Source organism: Echinicola salinicaeni, assembly GCF_014280965.1.
GTDB classification, from domain to species: Bacteria; Bacteroidota; Bacteroidia; order Cytophagales; family Cyclobacteriaceae; genus Echinicola; species Echinicola salinicaeni.
Map to the genome: position 1 here is coordinate 341,400 of NZ_JACODZ010000003.1, position 24,382 is coordinate 365,781.

Annotated in this window: 15 protein-coding genes; 12 read left to right on the forward strand and 3 right to left on the reverse strand. The window is 40.6% G+C overall.

The genetic code is table 11. The features are described 5' to 3' along the window. The first annotated feature begins 25 nt into the window (after positions 1-25). The 4 genes from H7U17_RS07180 to H7U17_RS20805 all read left to right on the forward strand — a co-directional run bounded on the left by H7U17_RS07180 (position 26) and on the right by H7U17_RS20805 (position 8,250). Positions 26-1,210, forward strand: coding sequence for a glycoside hydrolase family 88/105 protein (locus H7U17_RS07180; protein WP_186755979.1), 1,185 nt, complete (start codon positions 26-28; stop codon positions 1,208-1,210). A 57-nt stretch (positions 1,211-1,267) separates the two neighbouring features. Beyond that, positions 1,268-2,686, forward strand: coding sequence for a glycoside hydrolase family 28 protein (locus tag H7U17_RS07185; RefSeq protein ID WP_230981309.1), 1,419 nt, complete (start codon positions 1,268-1,270; stop codon positions 2,684-2,686). A gap of 593 nt (positions 2,687-3,279) precedes the next feature. After that, positions 3,280-8,001 (forward strand): LamG-like jellyroll fold domain-containing protein, encoded by a 4,722-nt coding sequence (locus tag H7U17_RS07190; RefSeq protein ID WP_186755980.1) that lies wholly within the window; start codon positions 3,280-3,282, stop codon positions 7,999-8,001. Positions 8,002-8,052: 51 nt separating this feature from the next. Then, positions 8,053-8,250: a DUF6970 domain-containing protein gene (locus tag H7U17_RS20805; RefSeq protein WP_394353715.1), complete on the forward strand. Its 198-nt coding sequence runs from the start codon at positions 8,053-8,055 to the stop codon at positions 8,248-8,250. A gap of 142 nt (positions 8,251-8,392) precedes the next feature. On the opposite strand, the gene H7U17_RS07195 is transcribed toward H7U17_RS20805, so the two are convergent. Continuing rightward, positions 8,393-9,388 (reverse strand): aldo/keto reductase, encoded by a 996-nt coding sequence (locus H7U17_RS07195; RefSeq protein WP_186755981.1) that lies wholly within the window; start codon positions 9,386-9,388, stop codon positions 8,393-8,395. Positions 9,389-9,779: 391 nt separating this feature from the next. Here H7U17_RS07195 and H7U17_RS07200 point away from each other — a divergent pair, with 391 nt between their 5' ends. Together H7U17_RS07200 and H7U17_RS07205 are read left to right on the forward strand one after the other, a co-directional pair. Beyond that, positions 9,780-10,532 carry a hypothetical protein gene (locus H7U17_RS07200; protein WP_186755982.1) on the forward strand — a complete coding sequence of 251 codons (753 nt, stop codon included), beginning with the start codon at positions 9,780-9,782 and terminating at the stop codon, positions 10,530-10,532. A gap of 204 nt (positions 10,533-10,736) precedes the next feature. Further along, positions 10,737-12,032 (forward strand): MgtC/SapB family protein, encoded by a 1,296-nt coding sequence (locus H7U17_RS07205; protein WP_186755983.1) that lies wholly within the window; start codon positions 10,737-10,739, stop codon positions 12,030-12,032. A 66-nt stretch (positions 12,033-12,098) separates the two neighbouring features. Here H7U17_RS07205 and H7U17_RS07210 read toward each other — a convergent pair whose 3' ends face one another. After that, positions 12,099-12,572, reverse strand: a complete 474-nt coding sequence (locus H7U17_RS07210; RefSeq protein ID WP_186755984.1) for a DinB family protein — start codon at positions 12,570-12,572, stop codon at positions 12,099-12,101. A gap of 161 nt (positions 12,573-12,733) precedes the next feature. On the opposite strand from H7U17_RS07210, the gene H7U17_RS07215 reads away from it, so the two are divergent. Next, complete coding sequence (locus H7U17_RS07215; protein WP_186755985.1) at positions 12,734-13,510, forward strand: SGNH/GDSL hydrolase family protein; 777 nt, start codon at positions 12,734-12,736, stop codon at positions 13,508-13,510. 391 nt (positions 13,511-13,901) lie between these two features. Here H7U17_RS07215 and H7U17_RS07220 read toward each other — a convergent pair whose 3' ends face one another. Then, positions 13,902-15,410 (reverse strand): rhamnogalacturonan acetylesterase, encoded by a 1,509-nt coding sequence (locus tag H7U17_RS07220; RefSeq protein ID WP_186755986.1) that lies wholly within the window; start codon positions 15,408-15,410, stop codon positions 13,902-13,904. Positions 15,411-15,659: 249 nt separating this feature from the next. On the opposite strand from H7U17_RS07220, the gene H7U17_RS07225 reads away from it, so the two are divergent. From H7U17_RS07225 to H7U17_RS07245, 5 genes are all read left to right on the forward strand, one after another. Then, positions 15,660-17,000 carry a glycoside hydrolase family 88/105 protein gene (locus H7U17_RS07225; protein WP_394353718.1) on the forward strand — a complete coding sequence of 447 codons (1,341 nt, stop codon included), beginning with the start codon at positions 15,660-15,662 and terminating at the stop codon, positions 16,998-17,000. Between the two features lie 481 nt (positions 17,001-17,481). After that, positions 17,482-18,141, forward strand: a complete 660-nt coding sequence (locus H7U17_RS07230) for an RNA polymerase sigma-70 factor (protein ID WP_186755988.1) — start codon at positions 17,482-17,484, stop codon at positions 18,139-18,141. A gap of 241 nt (positions 18,142-18,382) precedes the next feature. Next, positions 18,383-19,387: a FecR family protein gene (locus H7U17_RS07235; RefSeq protein ID WP_186755989.1), complete on the forward strand. Its 1,005-nt coding sequence runs from the start codon at positions 18,383-18,385 to the stop codon at positions 19,385-19,387. 118 nt (positions 19,388-19,505) lie between these two features. Then, positions 19,506-22,874 (forward strand): TonB-dependent receptor, encoded by a 3,369-nt coding sequence (locus H7U17_RS07240; RefSeq protein WP_222439156.1) that lies wholly within the window; start codon positions 19,506-19,508, stop codon positions 22,872-22,874. A gap of 41 nt (positions 22,875-22,915) precedes the next feature. Further along, positions 22,916-24,355, forward strand: a complete 1,440-nt coding sequence (locus H7U17_RS07245) for a RagB/SusD family nutrient uptake outer membrane protein (protein WP_186755990.1) — start codon at positions 22,916-22,918, stop codon at positions 24,353-24,355. Positions 24,356-24,382: the final 27 nt, after the last annotated feature.

The window sequence follows — 24,382 nt, forward strand, 5'->3', positions numbered from 1 at the left end:
AATTCAATATTGAAACCTTTAAAATATGAAGAAATTAAGTTTATTACTGATAATGGCCATTTTTTTTAGCCAATCAACTTTTGGACAATCCGGGCAGATTGATAAAGGCCTGGATTGGTCAGAGCGGATGGCCCTTTCTGTGATGAAGCGGAATCCTGAAGCTTGGCAGGTAGATTTTATGGATCGGGCGGTATGGAGTTATCCTCAGGGCTTGATGTTACATGCTTTTGAAGAATTGTGGAAGAAAACGGATAACAATACCTATTATAATTATATCCAAGCTTATGCAGATAAGCTGATCGAGGAGGATGGACAGATCAAGACTTACAAGTATGAAACCTATAATATTGACATGATCAATTCAGGTAAGTTGCTGTTCAACCTGTATACCAAAACTGGAGATGAGCGCTATAAGAAGGCCATAGCAATCCTCAGAGGTCAGCTGAAATATCAGCCTAAAACCAGTGAAGGTGGATTTTGGCACAAATTGCGCTATACCAACCAAATGTGGTTGGACGGTGCTTATATGGGTACGCCATTTTTGATGCAATATGCCAAGGAGTTTAATCAGCCAAAAGATTTCGATGAAGCCGTGTTGCAGTTGGAATTGATGGAAAAGCACCTAAGGGATGCCAAAACAGGTTTGCTTTATCATGGCTGGGATGAAAGCAGGTTCCAAGCTTGGGCGGATCCTGAAACTGGTAGATCACCAAATGTATGGGGCAGGGCCATGGGTTGGTATGCCATGGCAGTGGTAGATGCCTTAGATTTTTTGCCTGAAGAACATTATGGAAACGTGGTGCTGAAAGGAATCTTACAAAGACTTGCATCAGCCGTAAGTCGCTATCAAGATAATGATAGTGGGTTGTGGTACCAGGTGGTCGACCAAGGTGCTCGTGAAGGGAATTATCTGGAAGCATCCGTATCTAGCATGTTTGTTTATGCACTGGCCAAGGGCGTGAATAAGGGGCATTTGGACAAGGCTTATTGGGCGACTGCTGAAAAAGGTTTTGAGGGTATAATCAGTGAGTTAATAGAGGTGAAAGAAGATGGTGAACTCAACCTGACGCAAGTATGTGCAGTAGCAGGCTTGGGAGGCAAACCATATCGAGATGGCTCTTATGAATATTATGTTAATGAAAAGATCAGAACCAATGATCCCAAAGGTGTTGGGCCATTTATCTTGGCAGCTATGGAGTTGGGAAGGTAGTTGGTGGAGAATTGAAGGGTTGTGGAATTGTAAAATTGGAAGGTTGCAAAATTAATAATGATGAAGATAAACAGTAAATACTATATTTTAGGATTGGCGATCAGCTTATTGGTAGGCTGTGGGCAAAAGGAAGTTGAACAGGTTGACCAAGGTCCTTGGTCCCAACTGGATTCCATTCGTGCTTTGATCAAGGCACCTGAATTTCAGGAGCAGGATTTTCTGATTACAGACTTTGGAGCTCAAGCAGGGGGAGAACAGCTCAACACTGCAGCTATTGCCCAGGCGATTGCAGCCTGTAATGAAGCAGGTGGTGGACGTGTGATTGTACCGGAAGGGGTATTTCTTACGGGGGCGGTACATTTGAAGAGCAATGTCAATCTTCATATTTCGGAAGGTGCTGTGCTGAGGTTTAGCCGTAATCCCAAAGACTATCTACCGGTGGTGCGCAGTCGTTGGGAGGGCATGGACCTGATGAATTATTCGCCATTTATCTATGCCTACCAACAGGAAAATATAGCGATTACCGGTAAAGGCACTTTGGATGGAAATTCTGATATGGAAAATTGGTGGCCATGGTGCGGTGCCAAACATTATGGCTGGAAAGAAGGTATGGGACGGCAAAATCCAGCTAGGAAACTTTTACATGAAATGGTGCATGACCAAGTGCCACTGGAGGAAAGGGTATTTGGAGAAGGACACTTTTTGCGTCCGCAGTTTGTGCAACCATTTGAGTGTAAAAATGTCCTGATCCAAGATGTGAAATTGATCAATTCTCCCATGTGGAACTTGCATCCTGTGCTTTGCGAGAATGTTACCGTAGAGCGGGTCCGCATAGAAACCCTGGGTCCCAATAATGATGGTTGTGACCCAGAGGCAAGTAAGAATGTCTTGATCAAGGATTGTTATTTTGACACGGGAGATGACTGTATTGCAATTAAATCCGGAAGAAATGAAGATGGGAGAATTCCTGGTATTCCTTCAGAAAATATCATCATTGAGGGTTGTGAGATGAAAGAAGGTCATGGAGGAGTAGTGATCGGCAGTGAGATTTCCGGTGGTGCACGGAATATTTTTGCTCAGAATTTAAGTATGGACAGCCCAAATCTTGACCGTGTACTTCGAATTAAAACTAGCTCCAAGCGCGGAGGAATAGTGGAGAACGTATATATGAGAGATGTGGTGGTAGGTACTTATAAAGAGGCTGCCGTCCGTTTTAATATGTTTTATGAAGAGGCAGGTGATCATATTCCGACCATTCGAAATGTCATTGTAGAAAACCTTCAAGTCAAAAATGGAGGTAAATATGCCGTTTTGGCCAATGCTTATGAGAGTTCTCCCGTAACTAACTTTCAAATGATCAATTGCCGTATTGATAGCGTGGAGCAGGTATTCAATGTCAATCACCTAAAGGATGTTAAATTTGAAAATGTAGTGATCAATGGAGAGGAAGTGAAATTTGAGGGAGAAGAACAATAAATTTTTGGTCGTTCTTAATGGCTAAATATGGGGAATAAAATAAAGAGGGTAAGGGAAATGAAGAGGCTTGCTTAATTAGGTGAAAAGCACTCTTAATTTCCCTTCTCTATTTCATGATTGAAACCTAAAGAATGGAACTTGTGAAGAGCATGAAGCTTTCTTCTCCACAAAAAACAATACCCACCCTTAATGCCCCTTAATTTCTTAATGGTTAAAGAACTAAAACAACATTAAAACATGAAGGGATTAAGGACATGAAGCCTTCTTCCTCAAAAAATAACTCCATTCCTTTATGAACCTTAACTTCTTAGTGGATAATAACTAAAAAACATTAAGGGATTAAGATCATTAAGCGGTTTTACCTAATAAACCCCAATCTTAATGGTTTAAAAATAAAAAGGCATGAAGGAGTGAAGAATATGTCCCAGTTTTTTCCAGTTTTTGTTGCAGCGTTCATTACTTATTTGTGAGGTAAAACAGTATAGGTCAGAACAGTTCCTGTAATAATATTTTTAAAATTGTCTGATACAATAATTTATTTTTGCAAACCTCAAGTGTTAGTAAAGTTTTAACCAAAATAACCAAGTACTAACATGAATTTTACTTTTACTTATCCATTTAGGAAAGTAGGCATTACCTGCTTTCTGGCTATCCTATTGACAGGATTAATCATTCACCAAAATTTAGCCCAAACCTTGGCCTTTCCCGGTGCGGAAGGCTCAGGGAGATTTGCAGAAGGAGGGAGAAATGGTGAAGTGTACATTGTAACAAATCTTAATGACTTCGGTCCAGGATCCTTTCGTGACGCTGTAAGTGAGCCCAACAGAATCATAGTGTTTGAAGTGGGAGGGATCATCCAGACGAATTCGAGAATAGTCGTAGCTCATAATGTCACTATTGCGGGACAGACAGCACCAGGAGATGGAGTGGTCATCTATGGTGATGGTATCACCTTCACCCAGGCCAGTAACTCCATTGTACGTTATCTGCGGGTAAGGATGGGACGCTATGGTACCAGTGGAGCAGATGCCATGACCATGACAGATGATGCCAAGCACCTTATCTTTGACCATGTTTCTGCTAGCTGGGGAAGGGATGAGACTTTTTCCATTACTGGACATGCTGACAGCATCACCATCCAAAACAGCATAATCTCCCAAGGACTGGAAACCCATTCCTGTGGTGGATTATTGGAACCGTCAGGGGTGATCAGCCTCTTTAGGAACTTGTATATTGACAATAATACACGTAATCCCAAAGTTAAAAACCGGAACCAGTTCGTGAATAATGTGGTCTATAATTGGGGCCGTGGAGGTGGATATATTATGGGGGGATCTACGGCTGATTCCCGAGCAAATATCATCCATAATTATTATATCGATGGCCCAAGTACAAGCATCCGACCCTTTTCCAGAGGGACAGAATCCTTTATCCCCTATGTGGAGGGAAATTATCATGATGGAAATTTAAACGGTGTTTTGGACGGAGAATTGGTAGAGCTATCTGCTTATGAAGGGATCACAACCTTTGCTGAAACTCCTTATGATTATGCTTTCCCAGAACAGGTTATGACTGCTCAGGAGAGTTATGCTTTTGTTTTAGAGGAAGCTGGGGCCAACTATCCGCGAAGGGATCAAGTCGATAAATTCCTGATGACTGAGCTAAGCAGCCTTGGCTTAAAGGGAAAGCTGATTTCCAATGAAAGGGAGCTGCCAACAGGAGGTCCAGGGCAAGTTTTTGGAGCTCCATCAAAAGCAGATGCGGACCGGGATGGGATTCCTGATGAGTGGGAAACGGCCAATGGGCTGAATCCTAATGATGCTGCCGATGCCATGCAGATAGCTCCTGATGGCTATGCCTATATTGAACATTATATCAATGGAATTCTTGAACAAACACCCGAAGATTTTTTAAGACCTATCTCTACATTGTCTTATGGTGAAGTCAGTCCTTATAATATTAAGTTGGATTGGGTAAATAATGATAACCGATATGAAGGTATTGTATTGGAAAGCGCAACTGGCAATGGAGAATTTAGCGTGTTGGATAGCCTATCAGGAAGCATTACTGAAATATTGGTTGAGGACCTTGAGCCTAATACGAATTATCGATTTAGATTAACCCCATACAGTAGTGCACTAGAGGCTGTGCCTTCAAATACTTTGAACGTCAAAACTACGCCGATTCCAACAGCTCCTTCTGAAGCGAGCTTGCTCTATCCTGATGATGGTTTCAGTTTTGCGGATACTACCTTTTTGGATTTAAGTTGGGCGGGAAGTGAAAACACCGATTTTTATTTGCTTTATATTGGCAATGATCCCGAGGATTTGCAGTTGACAGATTCATTAACTACCAGTGAATATCAACTGACAGACTTGATGTCAAGTCATACCTATTATTGGAAAGTGGATGCGGGCAATGAACTTGGGGTTACAGAAGGATCCGTATGGTCCTTTATCACCCGCCCCTTTATCTCAAGAGGTTTGGTAGGAGCTTGGTTGATGGATCATGAGGAGGGAACTTTGGTGGCAGATAGTAGCCGGTTTGTTAATGATGGAGAAGTCAATGAACTTAATGATTTTTCTTGGGCAGAAGGAAAGGTAAATAATGCCCTGGACTTCACCAATGCAGAAAATCCTTCTCATGTTTTTATCCCCCATGCAGATCAACTGTATTTTGATGAACATTCATTTGCCATTTCCATGTGGCTAAAATCCTCTGCTCCGACTTCACAATCCTATTTGATACACAAAGGGACCTTCAAAGCGGATGAGAACACTGGAGGAACTGGACAATGGTATGGATTGGAAATCAAAGACGGAAACCTTCGTTTTGCTGTGGATGATAATGATACCAAAACAGAACTTTCCACTAGTGCCTCCCCTATTTTTTCTGGGGAATGGGTGCACTTAGTGGCCATCAGGGACCGGGAGGATGATGTCCTGAGGATTTATTTTAATGGGGTCAAAATAAAGGAAACCAATGACCGCACTGAGAAGAGCATTGGCCAGTTGGAACCGATTGTTTTGGGAAATTCCAATGGTTTTGGGACACCTTTTAAAGGCTATATTGATGAAGTAAAGCTTTTCAATAAGCGGCTGACTGATCAGGAAGTGTTGGAATTATACCATACCCTTTCGACACCGATGAAAGCTTTTGCTCCATCATTGGCTGAGGGAGCTGTTTTGGAAGGATTTGGCAAAGAAGTCCCAGTTAGCTGGAAAGGAGGAGTGAACACGACTTCTTACCAAATTTACCTTGGTGAGGAAAAAAACAATTTAGATTTGGTAGGAAGTACTGATGTAGAAAACCCAAGTTATAGTTTGAAAGATCTGGAAGGAAAAAAGACCTATTATTGGCGAGTGGATGCCTTAGGACCAAATGGTACCACTATCGGGGATATTTGGACGTTTGAGGCCGCTGCTCCTGCAGGTTTGGTAGGCTACTGGAAGATGGATGAGCAAACAGGGGCAATGGTAGAAGATCATAGTAGTTATGAACAGGATGGAATGGCCCAAGGTTTTGCTAGCACAGATAGAGTTATGGGGAAATTTGGGCAGGCATTTGCTTTTGAAGGCCCCAATAGCACCGCATCCATTGATATTCCACATGCCAATCATTTAACCTTTGATCAGACTTCGTTTTCCATTTCCATGTGGGTGAAAATTCCTGAAGATACCTATCAATATGGGGAAGGAAAAGATTGTTATTTGATTCATAAAGGAAGTTTTGCAGATAATTGGTTTGGTATCCAATTGAGAGATGATCGACTGACCTTCGCCATCGATGATGATAGGACCAAAACGTCTGTAAGTACTACCGTTAGTAATGGTTCTTCGCATCAGATATTTACGGGTGAATGGGTGCACTTGGTTGCCATTAGGGATAGCGAGTCAAGAAAAATCCGATTTTATATCAATGGACAAATGACTGCTGAAACCAATTCTGGTACAGGTAGGATCGGGAAATCCAGTCCTGTAAGTTTGGGTAATTCTGACGAAAACAAACCTTTCAGGGACAAAATGGATGATGTGCGCCTGTATAATTATGCACTGGATGCATCGGAAATAGCGGCTTTGTATTATGCTTTTCCAAAACTGGAGGTAGTTTACAAAAATGAAGATCTTAATCAGCTGAGTGATGATCAGCTTCAGCCAAATTTCAAATTGGTCAATAAGGATACCATGGGGGTAGATTTAAAGAATATTACTACAAGGTACTGGTTTACCCCGGAAAATATCCGGCATATTCAAACAAGGTTAGATTATGCTGCATTGGGGGCAGACCAGGTGACCATGAGTTATACAGGGCTAGCTGAGCCAAGGGAAAAGGCTTTAGGGTATGTAGAATATTCATTTGGAGAAAATAGCCATCTCGCTCAGGGCAATGATTCCGGAGAAATCAAATCGGGAATCCATAATGAGGATTGGTCTGACTTTGATGAAACGAATGATTATTCCATGCTGGAATCTTCTGACTTTACCCTTAACCCATCCATTACCTTGTACTATCAAGGAATTTTGATTTGGGGTAATGAACCTCAATTGGTACCAGAAGAAAGGGTGGCCAAAGTCTATTTGAAACACCAGGCTTCAAAGGACAATACCATTAAAAAGGTCTTCAATTTAGTAAATGAAGGAAATACGCCTTTAGATTATGAAGGGTTGAGTTTTAGGTATTGGTTTACTAAAGATGGAGGAGGTGATTTGAACATGACCACAGATTATGCTGTGCTGGGCAAAGAAAATGTACAAGGAGTCTTTATGGATGTATTGGAAGATTCACTAAGTACGGACCACTATTTGGAAGTGAAATTAGCTCCAGTTTTGGGGGCTCTCTCTCCTTTGAGCAAAACGGGTGAAATAGCACTTAGGATAACCAAGTCTGACAGGTCTGGCTTTGAGCAGGAAAACGATTATTCATTTATGGATAATAGTGATTGGACTTTGCAAGAAAACATAACGGTTTATTACTACGGGAAATTGATCTATGGAAATGAGCCTGAAGTTAATCCAATTGGATCGGCTGATCTAAGGAGTTTGCCAAAAGCTATAAATAGGGTCAATGGTGAAGGAGAAGTACAGGTTAAGGTCTTTCCAAATCCTAGTAGCGGTTTGATCAAACTCTATTTGCCAAAGCAAGTTTCAGAATTGGTAAGTGTAAGTATTTATGATGTCAATGGTGTCAAGAAGGTTGATAGATTGATTGACAGCCCTGTGAGCACTTGGGATATCAGTAGTTACGCATCTGGGATATATTTCATGTATGTGAATATTTCAGGAATAAGGACAGTCCAGAAAATCATCAAGGAGTAGGAAAGGTATTACTATAAAACATTCTCTTTTTAAACAGCAGCTTCAGGTGATATGAGGCTGCTGTTTGTGTTTGAATATAATGGAACGGATATTTTTATGGTGTCTAGTTGTAATGATTGCGCGAATGAGCTGTATGTTTTTTATGACTGTGAGGGTAATGAATTCTGTAAAATTGGCGGAATAGCAGGTTACTACGACTGTCCCGAAACTGGAATGAGGGAGGTTAAGGTATTGTATGAGAGTGAATGATACTGAAGATATTACCGCTTTATATTCTTTGAAAACATCAAGATAGGATTGTTTAAAATTTATATAAAAACTTCGGATTATGATTTTTTTAAAGGGGGCTAAACTGTTGCTATGAGTTTTTTGAAGCTTTTGCCTTGCAAGTCTAGCCTAATTGGTGCATTATATCCAGGACTGCTTTCCAATCTGAATTGGCAAGGTGCTCCAAATAGTCTCTGTCCTCTAAACTGAGCTTGACCAAGCCTTGCGTATTGAGGAGGACCTGTTCAGGAGTTCTGATTCCAGGGATTACAGTGCTTATTTCAGGATAGGATAAAATATAACTCAATGCAAAGGAGGATAGGCTAGTGTTGTGTTTTTCAGCTAGGGGCTCCACTTTTTGTTTTAATATTTCCAATACTTTTGAGATCAATGCTGGCGATAGCCTGTTAGAGCGATGATCGGTTTTGGGAAATACCTTATCAGGTTTGATCTTGCCACTTAACAATCCAAATTGCAAGGGCATCCGGGCGATGATCCCATATTCCTTTGAGGCTGCTTGACGGATGAGGGGCAAAGCCAGTTGGTTGATTAGATTGAATACCAATTGAAATCCCTGTCCTCTGTTTTCCCCCATTAGTAGTTGGGCTTCTGGTTCTGGTGCAAAAGTTATTAGAGAACTGCCCCAATATCGAATTTTGCCCTGTTCTTTTAGGATTTCCATGGCCTCAATGCATTCCCCAGCTTTTAGGTCCTGGACTCTGGCCACATGAAACTGATAATAATCGATATAATCTCTTTTCAACCTTCGCAAGCTTCTTTCGCAGGCTTCCAGTATATAGGCTTTGGAATAATTGGTTTCGATATTTCCATTTTTCCCAACTCTCTGACCAACTTTAGTGGCTACTAAAATTTGCTGATCATTGGGGAAAGTTTTTCCAATTAATGTTTCAGAATGGCCTAAACCGTAAAAATCCGCCGTATCGAAAAAGTTGATGCCGGATGATTTCGCAGTATTTAATGCCTTTATGGACAGTTCATCATCTGATGGTCCCCAACCGATCTCAATTCCTCCAACTTGGGCAGTCCCTCCTATCGCCCAAGCGCCGAATCCAATTTCGCTGACCATGAGCTCCGTATTTCCAAATCTTCTATAGTTCATATGGGTCCTCTTCAGGGATTTTTAATAAACCTGTCTTCCGCCAGGTAGATCTGTGGAATCTCCCGATAAATCTGGACAGGCTGTGAGAAACAAGTTTACTGGTGTAATAATGGATAATCATATTAATAAAATACGGAATTTAACTTAATATCAATTGATTGGTAGTTAGTTTAAATATTTGATCAAATAATCGGTCGTTTTTTTCATTAAAGTCCATTCTCTTTGAGGGAGCATTTCAATCTAGTGCAGACAAGGATGTCTACTATTGGAATACATTGTTGGGAGTAAATGCTATAAATTAATTCCTCAAATTTTAGTGGATATGTAACACATAGGGGCTGACCTGCGTCTAGGAAGTAAGTTTTTTGTAAAATCATATATTGTTTAAAAGATGAAAAAATTACTACTCACTTTTATGCTGGTTTGCCTTTTTGCTTTTGATATGTTGGCTCAGGCTCCCCAATGGACCTTTTCCACCGGATTTTCTCCAATCTCCCGATCTTGGAAGAATAGGGTCATGGAAAATCCTTACCATAACACCAATTGGGAATGGATGAACCGGGGTGGGATCATGGTGAATGACCGTGTGGCTGTAGGCATTATGGGGATGATTCGATCCCAAGATGTACAGGAAATGGCCACTTACCATTATGATTATGGAGCAACAGCGGACTATAAATTTGAAACAGATAATTTACTATGGGGCACAGGGCCATTTATTAGCAAGTTCTTTCGATTAGGAGAAAGAATTGAACTACAGACTACTGTTTTTGGACTTTTTGAACAGGGAAAAGGGGATTTTACTACTGATTATGTAAGGTTGGTTTGCCCAAGCTGTAATGAAAGTGGTATTGAAAATATGGTTACTCCACAGTATGGAGAAATAGAGCGTTTGGAATACAGGGAAAGGAACCTATACGCTGGCTTGGAACTTGGCTTGAATTATTTTTTAGTGGAGCGTGTAGCTGTTCAGGGAAATCTAACCCTTTTACAATATGAAAATTACGATAATAAAATCGTAGGAGGGAAGAATAGCGTAGGACCTATTCCGGTGGAGAGAAATGTAGAGCAATCTGGTAGCGATTTTATTTTCTTTACCGACAGGCCTGTATTCCATTTAGGCTTTATGCTGCTGTTGAATTAACAGTAGTGTTTCATAACCAGGTTTTTATCTGGTAGAAATATCTAAGATCAGAACCAACTGCCAAAGTCATACAGGTAAAATGAGCTAAAATTGCTAAATTAATTGTAGAAGGAAATCCTAAAGCAAAACGCTAGTAAAATACTATTTTAGCGGTGAGCTAATTGGAGGAATCACTACCTTGATTTTTGCAAAGCCCTTTAGCTTATGGAAGAAATATTTATGATCGATAATGAAAGTTTTCAGCTTACGCAGTTAGACTTTTTTATTAGGCTTTTGGTGGCTACGGGTATTGGATTGTTGATAGGCTTGGAGCGGGAACATGCTTCTACCCCCATAAAAGATGAGGTTTTTGCTGGAGTACGGACCTTTGTATTTGTGGTTCAGTTTGGCTTTCTTACTGCATTTCTAAGTTTCTTTTTTTCCAGTTGGTTGATTGTAGCGGGCTTGATTTCGGTGATGGTTTTTGGGGTGCTTTCGTATTGGGTGAAATTACGTGGTGGAGATATAGGTGGCACCACTACTTTTGCCATGTTGATGGCCTTTTCATTGGGTGCGCTAACATTTTTGGGATTTGTTGAGGCCAGTCTTGCGGTTACGGTTATCGCATTATTGATTTTGTCCCTAAAGGGGCCATTACACAGTTTTGTCAGACAGATCACCCAGAATGAATTATTTGCTCTGGTGAAGTTTGTAGTGATATCTTTACTGGTTTTACCCTTTTTGCCCAATCAGACCATGGGACCTTATGATGTCTTTAATCCCCGGGAATTGGGCTGGATCATCATCCTTACATCCGGGATAGGTTTTGTGGGCTATATGCTGATGAAATTTATGGGGAACAAGAGGGGGATTTTATTAACTGGGATTTTCGGAGGGTTGGTCTCAAGCACGGTAGTTGCCTGGGTATTTGCTGAGAAGAGCAAAGAAGTAGCCGGGCTGTCGAAGAACTGCGCCGTGGCGATTCTTGCAGCATCCACCATTATGGTCATACGGGTTTTTGTATGGGTGATTATCTTTAATCAAGCGATTCTTGGGAAGTTGATTTTGCCTTTGTCTTTGGTGTTTTTTGTTGGCTTTGGACTTGCTTATTATTTTTTTAAGCAACCTTCATCTAGGTCACAGGTAAAAACTGATCTGCCATTGGGAGAACCATTGAATCTCAAGAAAGCCTTCTTTTTTGGGCTGCTTTATACGGGCATTTTATTTCTTGTAAGTTATGCCAACAGTAAATTGGGGACCAGAGGTATCTATGTGTCCAGTGCCATTGCCGCCTTAACAGATATTGATGCCATTACTATCTCAGTGTCAAAGTTGGCAGGTGATTCTTTTCCTGTTCTTACCGCCCAAAATGTTATTTTGTTGGCTACCCTTTGCAATACGGTGGTCAAAGTAGGAATTTCCCTAAGTGTAGGGAGTAAGGATTTAAGAAAGTATATACTTTGGGGCTTTGGATCGATATTCTTAGCTGGTCTTGTAGGGTTTTTAATCATTAATGCTTAGGGCCTCTTGGGCCAAAATCAGCCCCATTACATAATGGTTAGGTTTTTTGCCAAAGGATAGAATCCATTAGGGCCAGATATCGAGTAGGCGCCTTACAAGTACGATTTGGCCAATATGGTAGGCATTGTGATCTGCCACTAAAAGAAGCTCGCGCAAATAGGTTTGGCCTGTGCCATGTGGGATATGGTCCGTTAGGTCCAGTTTGGGATTAAGCGCTAATTGTATCAATTTTTCTCTATCTGAGCGGTATTGGTGGATACTTTTCTCCCATGATTCAGAAGATGCTGGAGCTGCGGAAGATGGCCAGTAATCTTTAGGCCAAGCCAGTTCCTTATAGTCGGGATTAATGCAAAAATCAAGGATATCATGTTGGGCAATTCTCAAGTGTTCTAAGATTTGCCAAAGGGAGTGGGGATGGCCGGGAGGAAGCACTCCTCGGGATGTTTCAGGAATATATTGAATAGCCGTATCAAAGTTTATATGGGCATCTTCCCATTGAAGTAAAGCGGTAAGGTGCTTTCGAAGCTTATCATTGGTCATGATCTTAGGGGTTATCTTAGAGCGATGGTATAGTTGCAATTACGGCTGTTATCTGACAAATCCAAGGGAGCTAGGTGAATTTCAATTCAATGATATTGAAATTTTATGACGATTTTCGTATTACTTCTTATTGATTCCTATATTGATCAAAAAAATTGTTAATGTATAATTTGCTTTCTAGGAGGGATTTTGTCAAATCAGCTGCCACCATAGCGGGGATGGGAGCTATTCCGGTTCTAGCTGAGGAACCTTTAAATAAAGTCCAACAACTAATTGAAGATAAAGGAATGAGAGTTTTGTTTCAAGGAGATAGCATTACCGATGGGAACAGGGGACGTAATATGGACCTTAACCATATTATGGGGCATGGCTATGCTTTTTCAATTGCCAGCCGTATAGGGGCTGATTTTCCAGAAAAGAACTGGGAGTTTTTTAACCGGGGGATTTCAGGAAATACGGTTACTGATTTGCAGGGACGTTGGTCCAAGGATGCTTTGGATTTGAAACCTGATCTATTGAGTGTCTTGGTGGGGATCAATGATGCTGGACAGCATGTGAGGAATCCTGAAAAAGGCCCCCAGTTTGAAGTTTTTGAAACTGCTTACCGTGATATATTGACACAAAGTAGGATACAAAATCCAGATTTGATCATAGTCATGGGCTTGCCTTTTGTGTATCCTATTGGCAGCCGTATTCCGGTTTATGATGCCTATGAAAAGGATGTGCTGAGGAGAAAGGAAATAGTCCAAAAATTGGCGCAGGAATTTGATGCCTTATTGGTCGATTATTCTTCTGCATTCGATAAGGCTTTTGAGAAAGCTCCCCCGGAGTATTGGATATGGGATGGAGTGCACCCTACTGTGGCAGGCCATGAGGTCATGACCAAGGCTTGGCTAGCAACCGTCGCTGAAAAGTTTCCTTTTTTGGAGGTGTATTGATATGATAATCAGTTAAGTGGTTTTGTTTATGAGTTGAAGGAAGAATTTCTTAATCTTTTATAGTTAAAATAATAGAACCATGAAGAACATGAAGGTCTCTTTTCTCCAGTAAACATCTCCATCCCTTAATGTCCCTTCATGTCTTCATGGTTTAAAAAACTAAAAACCATGAAGACATGAAGGTGTGAAGACCATGAAGCTTTCTTCTCCTCCAAAATCGACTCCATCCCTTAATGAACCTTAACTCCTTAATGGTTAAAATAGTAAAACCATGAAGACATGAAGGAATTAAGGAAGTTAAGTACAAAATACAATCAAACCTTTATTGATCAAGGAAACAAAAAAAGCCAGAGGCGAAACCCCTGGCCTTTCAAACCTAATTAAACCCAACTTATTTTATATAATCCTTCAATTCACATTCTTCTAAGCCTTTAATGCCTTTGATGACGGCTTTGGCATTGTATTCTGCTCCTTTCAAGATGGTATGTGTATGATCAGAATCATTAAAGAAATGTTCCCTTACATATTTCTCGCCTAGGTCATCATATCCATCGGCGATGATTTTATTTAAATCGATAAAATAGGCTTCCCGGGCTGATGCAGCTTGCTTGGCCCATAGTCCATAGCTATTATCGGCGCGGTTTATCTTTCCCTCTTTCCAGCTGTTTCTTGGTATCTGCGAACATACAATAGGTATAGCTCCTGCAGCTTTGGTTTCCGTAATGATCTTTTTAAGGTATTGCCCATAGGAAAATACGGTTTCATACTGTTTGGTAATCGGATTGTAAATTTCCTCAGCTTCGGTTCCTGCGCTTCTGATGGTCCCCCTGGCTCGGTGGCTGTCATCTAATGGGCTGCTGTCATTATGGCCAAACTGCATGATGACATAATCCCCAGGTTCAAGTTTTTCATGTACTTTTTTCCAAAGACCATAGGTTTGGAAAGTCCGGCTACTGGTGCCTCCTAGCGCATGGTTTTGGACTTTAATTTGGTCCTGGTCAAAGTATTTTGCCATATAGTCTCCCCAACCCCAAAGGCCTCCGGCACCATCGCCCTGGCCATTTTTGACCGTGCTGTCCCCAATTAGGAAAAGGGTTGGTTTATCTTTTTTAAGGTAGGATTTTAGGTTGCAATCCTCCAATTCTTTCACACCCTGTACCACTGACCAAGCATTGATCCTTGCCCCAGCCTCATTGGTATGGGTATGGTCTCTCTCAAAAAGGGCCTTGACCACCTCAGGTCCCCATTGGTCATATTGATCAGCTACCATATTATTGAGATCCACAAAGTAGGCCCCTGTTTTTCGTGCAACCTCTTTTGCCCATTTACCATAGCTCTGGTTGGCCCTTTCCACTTCTCCATCATGGAATTTGTTTCTAGGGATCATGGAGCAAATAATAGGGGTTGCACCTTTTTCTTTGGCTTCAGTCACGAATTTTTTCAGGTACCATCCATAAGTATGAACGGTTTCGGGACTACCATCTGGCCAAGTAAGCTCTACGGTCTCATCATCAGTACCCCGCAATACTCCACGATAGCCTGCACGTGTGGTGTCCGGTCTGCTGCCCTCATTATGGCCAAATTGCATCATGACAAAGTCACCTGGCTTCAGTTCATCAAGAACCCTTTGCCAACGGCCCTCCTTTACAAAAGTACGGGTACTCCTTCCGGCCATGGCTTGGTTGCTGACCTCAAGTTTGGTGCTGTCAAAAAAATCATCGATAAAGGTTCCCCAGCCCCATTGTCCTGGGCCACCATCTCCACGGCTGTTGCGCACAGTACTGTCCCCAATGATATATAGGGTTGATTTTTCTTCCTTTGAAACAAAGGCCGTAAGGGGCAATAATACAAAGAGGGAAAAGAAAATAAATAGGCTGTATTTTGTATTTTTCAGCGTCATAATCGGGGTGTTTTGGAAATTCTCTATTTCTCAGAAATACAATAAATAATGGACCTATAAAACTAAGCATCTCATTCAGAATAGCTGTACTGCTGTATATGGCTTTTGGTCTGGGGCCCTACACTACAGCACAGTAAATTCTTTCGAAAAGCTAATTTTATGTTTTAATTCAATAATTTAAAGGAAGAAAAATTTATTGCTGACTATATGAAAATCCAAAATACCTTTTTGAAATCTGGGTTATTGGGAATGATGAGCTTGGTATTGGCCTGCTCTCCCCAAGGTCCCAAAGAAGTAACACCAACTGAAGAAAAAATCACAGACACCAATACCCCTTTGCACTTATTGCAACCGGACTATCCAGTACCCTATGGTTTTCCTGAGGAAGCAGAGGTGAAGACGGTCATTGATAGGGTGCGGGATTATCTCGCGGGAACTACACCTGTAGAAATCTTAACCGCTGAGGATGGGCAGCCTATTACGGATTTTTCAAAAGTTGATGAAAATTCGGTTTTAAAGCAGGGCGATTTTAGGTTGTTAAGTTATGAATGGGGAGTGACCTATTCTGCCATGCTTTTGGCTGGGGAGGTTACTGGTGATGAAGACTATACCAATTACACCAAGGAACGGGTTAAGTTTATTGCTGATCTGTACCCGCATTTCCAAGAAGTACCTGGCAAGGACCATGCTTTGCATTCCGTGCTTTATCCAGGGGCATTGGATGATGCAGGTGCGCTTTGTGCGGCCTTTATCAAAACAGATCGAAGTGGCGTAGATGCCAATGTGCGACCTGTGATTGAAAATTTCATGGATTATATCATGAATAAGCAATTCAGGCTGGAAGATGGGACCTTGGCTAGAAATCGACCATTAAAAAACACGCTATGGCTGGATGATATGTATATGAGCTTACCCGCTATTATTCAGATGGGTAAATATACGGGAGAACAAAAGTATTTTGATGAAGCCATTAGACAGGTAAAGCTTTTTTCTGAGCGGATGTTCAATGAAGAAAAAGGCCTCTATATGCATGGTTGGGTACAAGGGATGGATGTACACCCTCAGTTCCATTGGGGTAGGGCCAATGGCTGGGCTATTTTGACCAAGGTGGAAATTTTGGATGCCTTACCAGAAGATCATCCGGGTAGGCCTATGGTCATGGAGTTATTGAAAAAGCATATCCGTGGATTGGCCAGATTACAGTCTGGTTCAGGATTTTGGCATCAGCTTTTGGATCAAAATGATTCTTATTTAGAAACTTCTGCAACCGCCATTTATACCTATTGTATTGCCAAAGCAATCAATGAGGGATGGATTGATGATCAAGCCCATGCGCCAATGACCTTACTAGCTTGGAATGCAGTCAGTACTAAAGTCAATGATCAAGGGCAAGTGGAGGGAACTTGTGTCGGCACTGGAATGGGATTCGATCCTGCTTTCTATTATCACCGTCCGATCAATCCTTATGCAGCCCATGGTTACGGGCCAGTTATCGCTGCAGGTGCAGAGGTGATCAGAATGCTTCAAATGCATGATTTTGAAATCAATGATAGTTCGGTACAACTATTGGATTCATCTTCAAAAGACTAAGATTAGATTTAGAAACCGCAAAGGCTGATTCATCAATAAGCCTTGGGATCTTGGGATTTCAGGTTCTTTGAATGGCCTTTGTGGTTTTAGTTTATATTATGCTTATTTATTCAACTAAATTCAATGACTATTTTTAAACTTGAGATATTTTTTCCAATCTAAAGTTTGACTGAGGAAAAATAATGAGAATCTCATTAGCTTATTTCTGGTGAATTTTTCGTAGCTATAGATTGAAGAGGTGTTTTTAGAGGCATAAACACAATTTCAACTAATTGATGAGTGATTTTGTTTATGCTATGGTTGTGATTTATTGTTTGGTGTTTTTTGATTTATTCATTTCTTTTTACTTATAATTTTTGTCTTTGTAAATTATTTTGTTCTTTTACTTTCCTCCATTGTTATTTTGACTTGGCCATTGGTGACTTTAGTTTCTAAGACGAAGATTAAAAAAATGGAAAATTGATGATCACCCAAAAGACCTATGTTAAGTTCCCTTACCAATAAAGAGCTTTTATACCAGATATCTGAATATGCTGACAAGCAATCTTTTGGGGAACTTTTTAAGAGGTACCATTCTAAACTGATTTCTTTTGCACTTTGCTATCTGCCTAATTTTGAGGAGGCAGAGGATGTAGTCTCAGATGTTTTTGTAAAACTTTTAAAGAAGCGTGATTCATTAAGTGATATAGAGAATTTTGAGGGATATATTTATTTTTCCGTAAAAAACCAGTGCCTAAATCAGGTCAAAAGGAACCAAAGAAAGAATCAGCTTTTTTCTATAATTGATTTTGATGATATCAAGACGGGGGAATATGTACAGCCATTGGATGAACTGTTGACCAAGGAGTTAAGAACCATCATCACAGGAATAGTGGAGAGCTTGCCCCATAAAAGAAGGTTGGTTTTTAAAATGGTCAAAGATGAGGACTTGAAAATCAGTGAAGTGGCTAAGTTATTGGATATCTCTGATAAAACGGTGAAAAAACATCTGGAATTGGCGGTGAAAGAATTGAGAAAAGGTATTGCCGGTTACCTTTCCTCGAAAGACCAGTCGACCAGAATTGTCCCTCTTCAAAGAAATGCCCAAATGATTTGGCTTGCAATTTTTATGGCTGAAGCAGGGATAGTAGATGGGATTTGATTTTTTTTATGATTATCCGTTTTAACACCAGTAAACTTGTTTCTCACAGCCTGTCCCGGTTTATCGGGAGATTCCACGGATCTACACAGATTTAAATTAGTATTTCTTAGAGATATGTATTCTCTTAATAGGGAATGTTTTGAATGGTAAAATTTACTGGTGCAATTGCGGATATACATATTTTTTTAAAAAAAATTCTGTTTCCATTACGCCTTTTGATTTTTAGGATTGTCTTTATAATGTGAGAGCAGAAGAACATGATATCGACAAGCTGTTAGCAGACTGGCTTGCTGGCAATGCCAGTGAAGCGGATAAGGAAACCATCAGGCAATGGGCAGCTGAAAGTGAGGAAAACTTGGCCTTGCTGGAAAACTTGAAAGATGTTTGGTCAGCCAAAAGCCCAGAGCCCATTTTAGTGAATGCTGATGAAAAGATCCATGAGATTTGGGAGGCTGGAATGCAGGAGACAGAAAGGAATGGATCTCCATGGAAGGCTGTATGGCGATATGCTGCTGCAATTTTGTTGTTGATCAGTGTGTCTGGTAGTCTTTATTTTTATATGGGGTCTTCTGATCCTGAACCTACAGCAGTTGATCATTCCAATTATGTGATCAGAGAAAATCCATCAGGGCAAAAAACCAAACTTTTTCTTCCTGATGGATCTGTGGTTTATTTAAATAGCTCCTCTAAGATTAAATTTATACAAGGCTTTTCAGGTAATGAGAGGCGGGTACTCTTATCAGGGGAGGCCTATTTTGAAGTGGCCAAAAATAAAGAAAAGTGCTTTGTAGTAGAAAGCCAAGGATTGGAAACGGTGGCCTTGGGGACTGCTTTTAACGTTAATGCCTATCCTGAGGAGGATGAATTGAGCGTGTCCTTGGTTGAAGGAAAAGTAGAGGTTCGTCAGATAGCGAATGACAGTGAACGATTGATCCTGCAGCCTGGACGGGAGGCTAGTTTAGTACATTCCACCAATGAAATACTTGAAAGGTCTTTTGATCATACGGAGGTTTTAGCTTGGAAAGAAGGGAAACTTATTTTTAGAAGTGCGCCCTTTGACCAGGTTAAAATAGATTTGGAAAGATGGTTTGGGGTGAAGATTGAAGTTCATGGAGAAATTCCCAAGGATTGGAATTTAAGCACTATATATGAAGGCCAAAGCTTGAAAAATATATTAACCGATTTACAATACACTAAAAAATTTGCTTATGAGATAAAAGGAGACAACATAACCATAAGATTTTAAAAAAGAAGAATCAGTAGGATGGATCCCCACTGATTCTAAAGCCGGTTTACCCAAGGGTTTGGTCGCTTATTGGATAAACCTATCAAAATACTAGTCAGTACTTTAATAACCCAAAATTATGAAAAATAAACCTTTACTGCTAATTCTGAAAATGACCAAATATACCCTATACGGTTTTTTGTTTCAGATGCTAATATTAAATGTGGTTCTGGCCCATAAGATTGAAGCCCAAAAAATCGACGAAGTTTATGTGAGTATTTCATTCGAGGAGGAAAAACTCGTCAAGGTGCTCCAGGAGATTGAAATCCAGTCTGAATTTCATTTTACCATTCATGAGGGAGATTCCTATTTAAAGAAGAAGGTTTCCATTTCCTCTCCAAGAATATCCATTGAAGACGCGCTGAAGGATATCAGCAGGCAAACTGGATTATCCTTTCAACAGGTGAATAATAATATTTCTATTCGATTAAGAGATGCAAAGGTTCCCCACTTTCCGAAAGAAGATGTCCTTTTTAAAGAGGTTAAAGGGAAGGTTACCGATGAAAATGGGGAGCCCATTCCTGGAGCAACAGTGCAGGTTCAGGGGACGACCAGAGGTACTGTTACTGATATAGAAGGGAAATACAGTATTGATGTAGATGAGGGGGATGTTTTGGTTTTTAGCTTTCTTGGTTATGAAAAGCAAAACGTTGCAGTTGGCAGTCAAAGTATCATTGATGTGTCTTTGGTACCAGATACAAATTCATTGAAAGAAGTAGTAGTTGTAGGGTATGGATCGGTTAGAAAAAGTGATTTAACGGGAGCGGTAGCTTCTATTTCATCGGAGGACATTACTCAGGTAAATGCAGTGTCCAATCTTGCGCAAACCTTGCAAGGACAGTCTCCAGGTGTTCAGGTATCGCAATCATCTGGCCAGCCAGGTGATTTTATGCGCATAAAGGTAAGGGGTACGAATTCATTGGGAGCAGGCAATGATCCACTTTATGTGGTAGACGGGCTTCCATTGGATGGTTTGACCGCTCAGTTCAACCCAGAGGACATTGCCAGTATCAGTGTTTTGAAAGATGCTTCCGCTACGGCCATTTATGGCTCTAGGGGTGCAAATGGTGTGATCATGATCACCACAAAAAAAGGAAAATCAGGAAAGGCAAAAGTTTCATACAGTGCTTATTATGGGATGCAGAGTTTAAGGAAAAAGATTGATGTGATCAATGCTGCTGAATTTGCCCAGCTTCAAAATGAGGTGGCCCAAAATGATGGAGTTGAGCTGCCTTGGACACAGGATGAAATCAATGCATTGGGGAGTGGGACAGACTGGCAAGACCTTACCTATCGTAAGGCACCTGTGCAAAGCCATGACCTTTCTATCTCTGGAGGAAATGAAAAAACCAAATATTATAGCTCATTTGGTTACTTTAATCAAGAAGGGATTATACGAAATTCAGGTTTTGAAAGAATGTCTTTTAGAACCAATATTGATCACAGTTTTACAGAAAAACTCAGCTTCAATACCAGTTTTTCCATTCAGAATTCCAAATATAACCAAGCGCAGTTCAAAAGTGCCGACGGTGGTGGAGGTATTCCTTTTACCACGATGGTGATGCCGCCAACTCAGGGTGTTTATGCAGCTGACGGAACCTATACCCGGTTTACCGGCGTGCCATGGGGGCAAACCAACCCTGTAGGTTTATCTGACAACTGGCATAACAATGATAATAATCTTCGCATAATAGGGAATGGGTCATTTGGATATGAATTTGTAGAGGGTTTGAAGCTTAAATTGAGTGCAGGCTTAGATAATGGTTATAACCGTTCCGATATATATTATCCCTCCAATATCAGTCTTGGACAGCGAAGTGATGCGGATGGAAATCCGATTTTTGGGGTTGCTTCAAAGGCCTATTCTAATAGCGCGACGTTTATCAACGAGAATGTTTTGGAATATAACAAGACGTTTGGACTTCATAATATCATTGCTTTGGGAGGGATTTCCTACCAAAGCTCGAGGAGTCAAGGGCTGAATAGTGGTAATGCTATTGGTTTTCTAAGTGATATTTATGAGAATAACAGCATATCTTCAGCGGTCACGAAGGCATTACCATCTTCTTCATTTACCGATAATAAACTGATGTCCTATTATGGAAGGTTCAATTACGTATATGCCAATAAGTATTATGTGACCTTGACTGGACGATATGATGGATCATCAAGGTTCAGTGCCAACAATAAATATGCTTTTTTCCCATCAGGAGCAGTAGCATGGACACTTTCTGAAGAGGAGTTTCTTAAAAGTAGTGATGCTATTTCCTATTTGAAATTAAGAGCTAGTTATGGCGCCTCAGGTAACCAAGCGATAGGTAATTATCAAACCTTGGCCAATCTAAGTAGTAGGGATGTTGTATTGGACAACCAACTATATACTGGTTTTGTCCTTTCTACCTTAGAAAACCCCAATCTAAAATGGGAAACCACCAAGCAATTTGATATTGGTGTTGACTTAGGATTTTTCAATGATAAATTACTTTTTGAGGCCGATTATTATAATAAGAAAACTTCAGACTTATTGCTTAATGTGACCTTGCCAGGTTCTGGAGGATTTAGCTCTGTTCTTCAGAATGTGGGAGTGGTACAAAACCGCGGTTTTGAGTTTATGGTTTCTACCGAGAATGATTTTGGAAATGTCCATCTTTCATCCTCTTTGAACCTGACCAGAAATAGGACTAAGGTGTTGGATTTGGGAAGTGATGCCTATGGTAACCCGATTACCTTTAAGACTATTGGAACCGGGGGCAACTGGTTTCCAACAATCGTCGGTCAGTCCATGATGCAGCTTTATGGATATACAGTTGAAGGCGTATACCAGACCGATCAGGAAGCTATAGATAATGGAGAGCCTAGCAAAGGAGCAGGAGACTACCGTTTTAAAAACTGGGATGGAGAAGGCGTGGTCAATGATACAGATGACAGAACTGTTCTTACAAGTTTAGAACCAAAATTTACCTTTGGCTTTAACAATAGACTGACCTATAAAGCATTTGATATGTCCATCTTGTTGGTGGGAAGCTATGGAAATGATATTGTCAATGAATTTAGAAAGTACAATTTGTCATTGAATGGAAAATGGACACCAACCAAGGAATTTTATAATAGCAGATGGCAAGGAGAAGGAAGTAGTAATACGTCAGAGCGACCTTCTTCCAGAGCAGGAAGTTCTGTAAGGGATTATGCCAATAGCTTATGGGTTGAAGACGGCTCTTACCTGAGGGTAAGGGATATTACATTGGGATATACCTTCAAACCAACCTTTTTAAGTCAAGGATCAGGATCGATCAGGGTGTATATAAGTGCACAAAATTACCTGACATTTACCAAGTACAGTGGTTATGATCCAGAAGTTTCATGGGCCGCTGCATCCATTAATGGATGGGATAGAGGGAACTATCCCGCTTCAAAATCAATCACAGGAGGATTAAAAGTCAATTTTTAATCCAGGTTTTGAATCAATCATCCAATTAAAATATAAAAATAATGAAACGTACTATAAATATTCTATTATCGTCATTGATCGCATTAGGTGGATTTTCTTCATGTGAGGGGATTTTGGAAGAAAGTCCAAAAACCATTTTGAGTCCTAATGAGTTTTTCCAAAATCCAGATGGCTATGAAAGTGTGGTAGTTGGCATCTATTCTGGTTTGCCCCTGTATGTGACACAGACTCACGAGATGCTGATCGATATTTATGGCATGCCTTCCCCAGAGTCCGAGCAGGCTTTACCAGTTTACAATAACCAACCAACTCCTTTTTTCTATAATGCTGGAAATGCCTGGAACAGGCCTTATTCTGTGATAAAAGATGCCAATTTTATCATCTCCAATCTTGAGGAGTCACCCTTGGATGATGTCAAGAAAAATCAATTGCTGGCAGAGTCAAGGTTCTTGAGGGCTTATGCATATTTTGATTTGGTTCAGCTATTTGGCGATGTTCCCCTACCTAAAGTGGTGGGAGACACTTATGAAAGTTTGAAATTGCCAAGAAGCTCCCAAGAGGAAGTTTATGATTTTATCTTAGAAGACTTGCTCTTTGCTGAGAATAACCTGCCCGATGAGGCTCCCCAAGAAGGAAGAGTGTATAAGTTAGTGGCAAAGGCTCTTTTGGCCCGTGTTTATGCGACCATGGCAGGAAATCCTTTGAATGAAACCGCACAGTACAATAATGCCCTGGAGAAAGCTTTGGAAGTGATTAATTCTCAAAAGTTTAGTTTGGAGGATGATTACTCCGATGTTTTTCATCATGCTGAGTATACTTCGGAGTCTATTTGGGAAAAACAATATGTTCCAGGAAGGGGAGGAAACAGCCTGCACAATAGTAGCTGCACGCTGGAAGGATACAGACCTATTTTGGTGCCTGGTGAAGACTTTATTAATAGTTTTCCCGAAGGAGATAGAAGAAAGCAGTGGGGTATAGTAAATGATAAGATTAGTCCAATTTCCGGTACAGTATTACCGCCTTACTTCCAGAAATTTGTGGATAATGATTTGGTGGACCGCGGAACAGGACCTTCCGGTGCGATTGTTTCTTATGCTATACCGTTGATCAGGTTGGCAGAAATGTACCTTATAGCTGCTGAAGCTGAAAATGCCTTGAATGGTCCAACAAATGCCTATCAATACATCAACCAAATAAGACAAAGAGCACGAGTAGATAAAGGCAATGCTACCCATGTTCCTGATTTGGAAGGATTATCAAAAGAGCAATTTCAACAAGCTGTGATAGCAGAGTATAATTGGGAGCTTCATCAAGAAGGACATGGATGGCATAATATGAAACGATTCAATACTTTTGACAGGATCCAAGAAGTAAGAGGTAATTCTCTGACTGTTCCTATTGGAGCCTATAATCAGACTTGGCCGATTCCTATTGAGGAAATTACCAATAATAATATCGAACAAAATCCTCTTTACCAATAATCAAAAGAAAAGTCTGAGGGTTTCTCA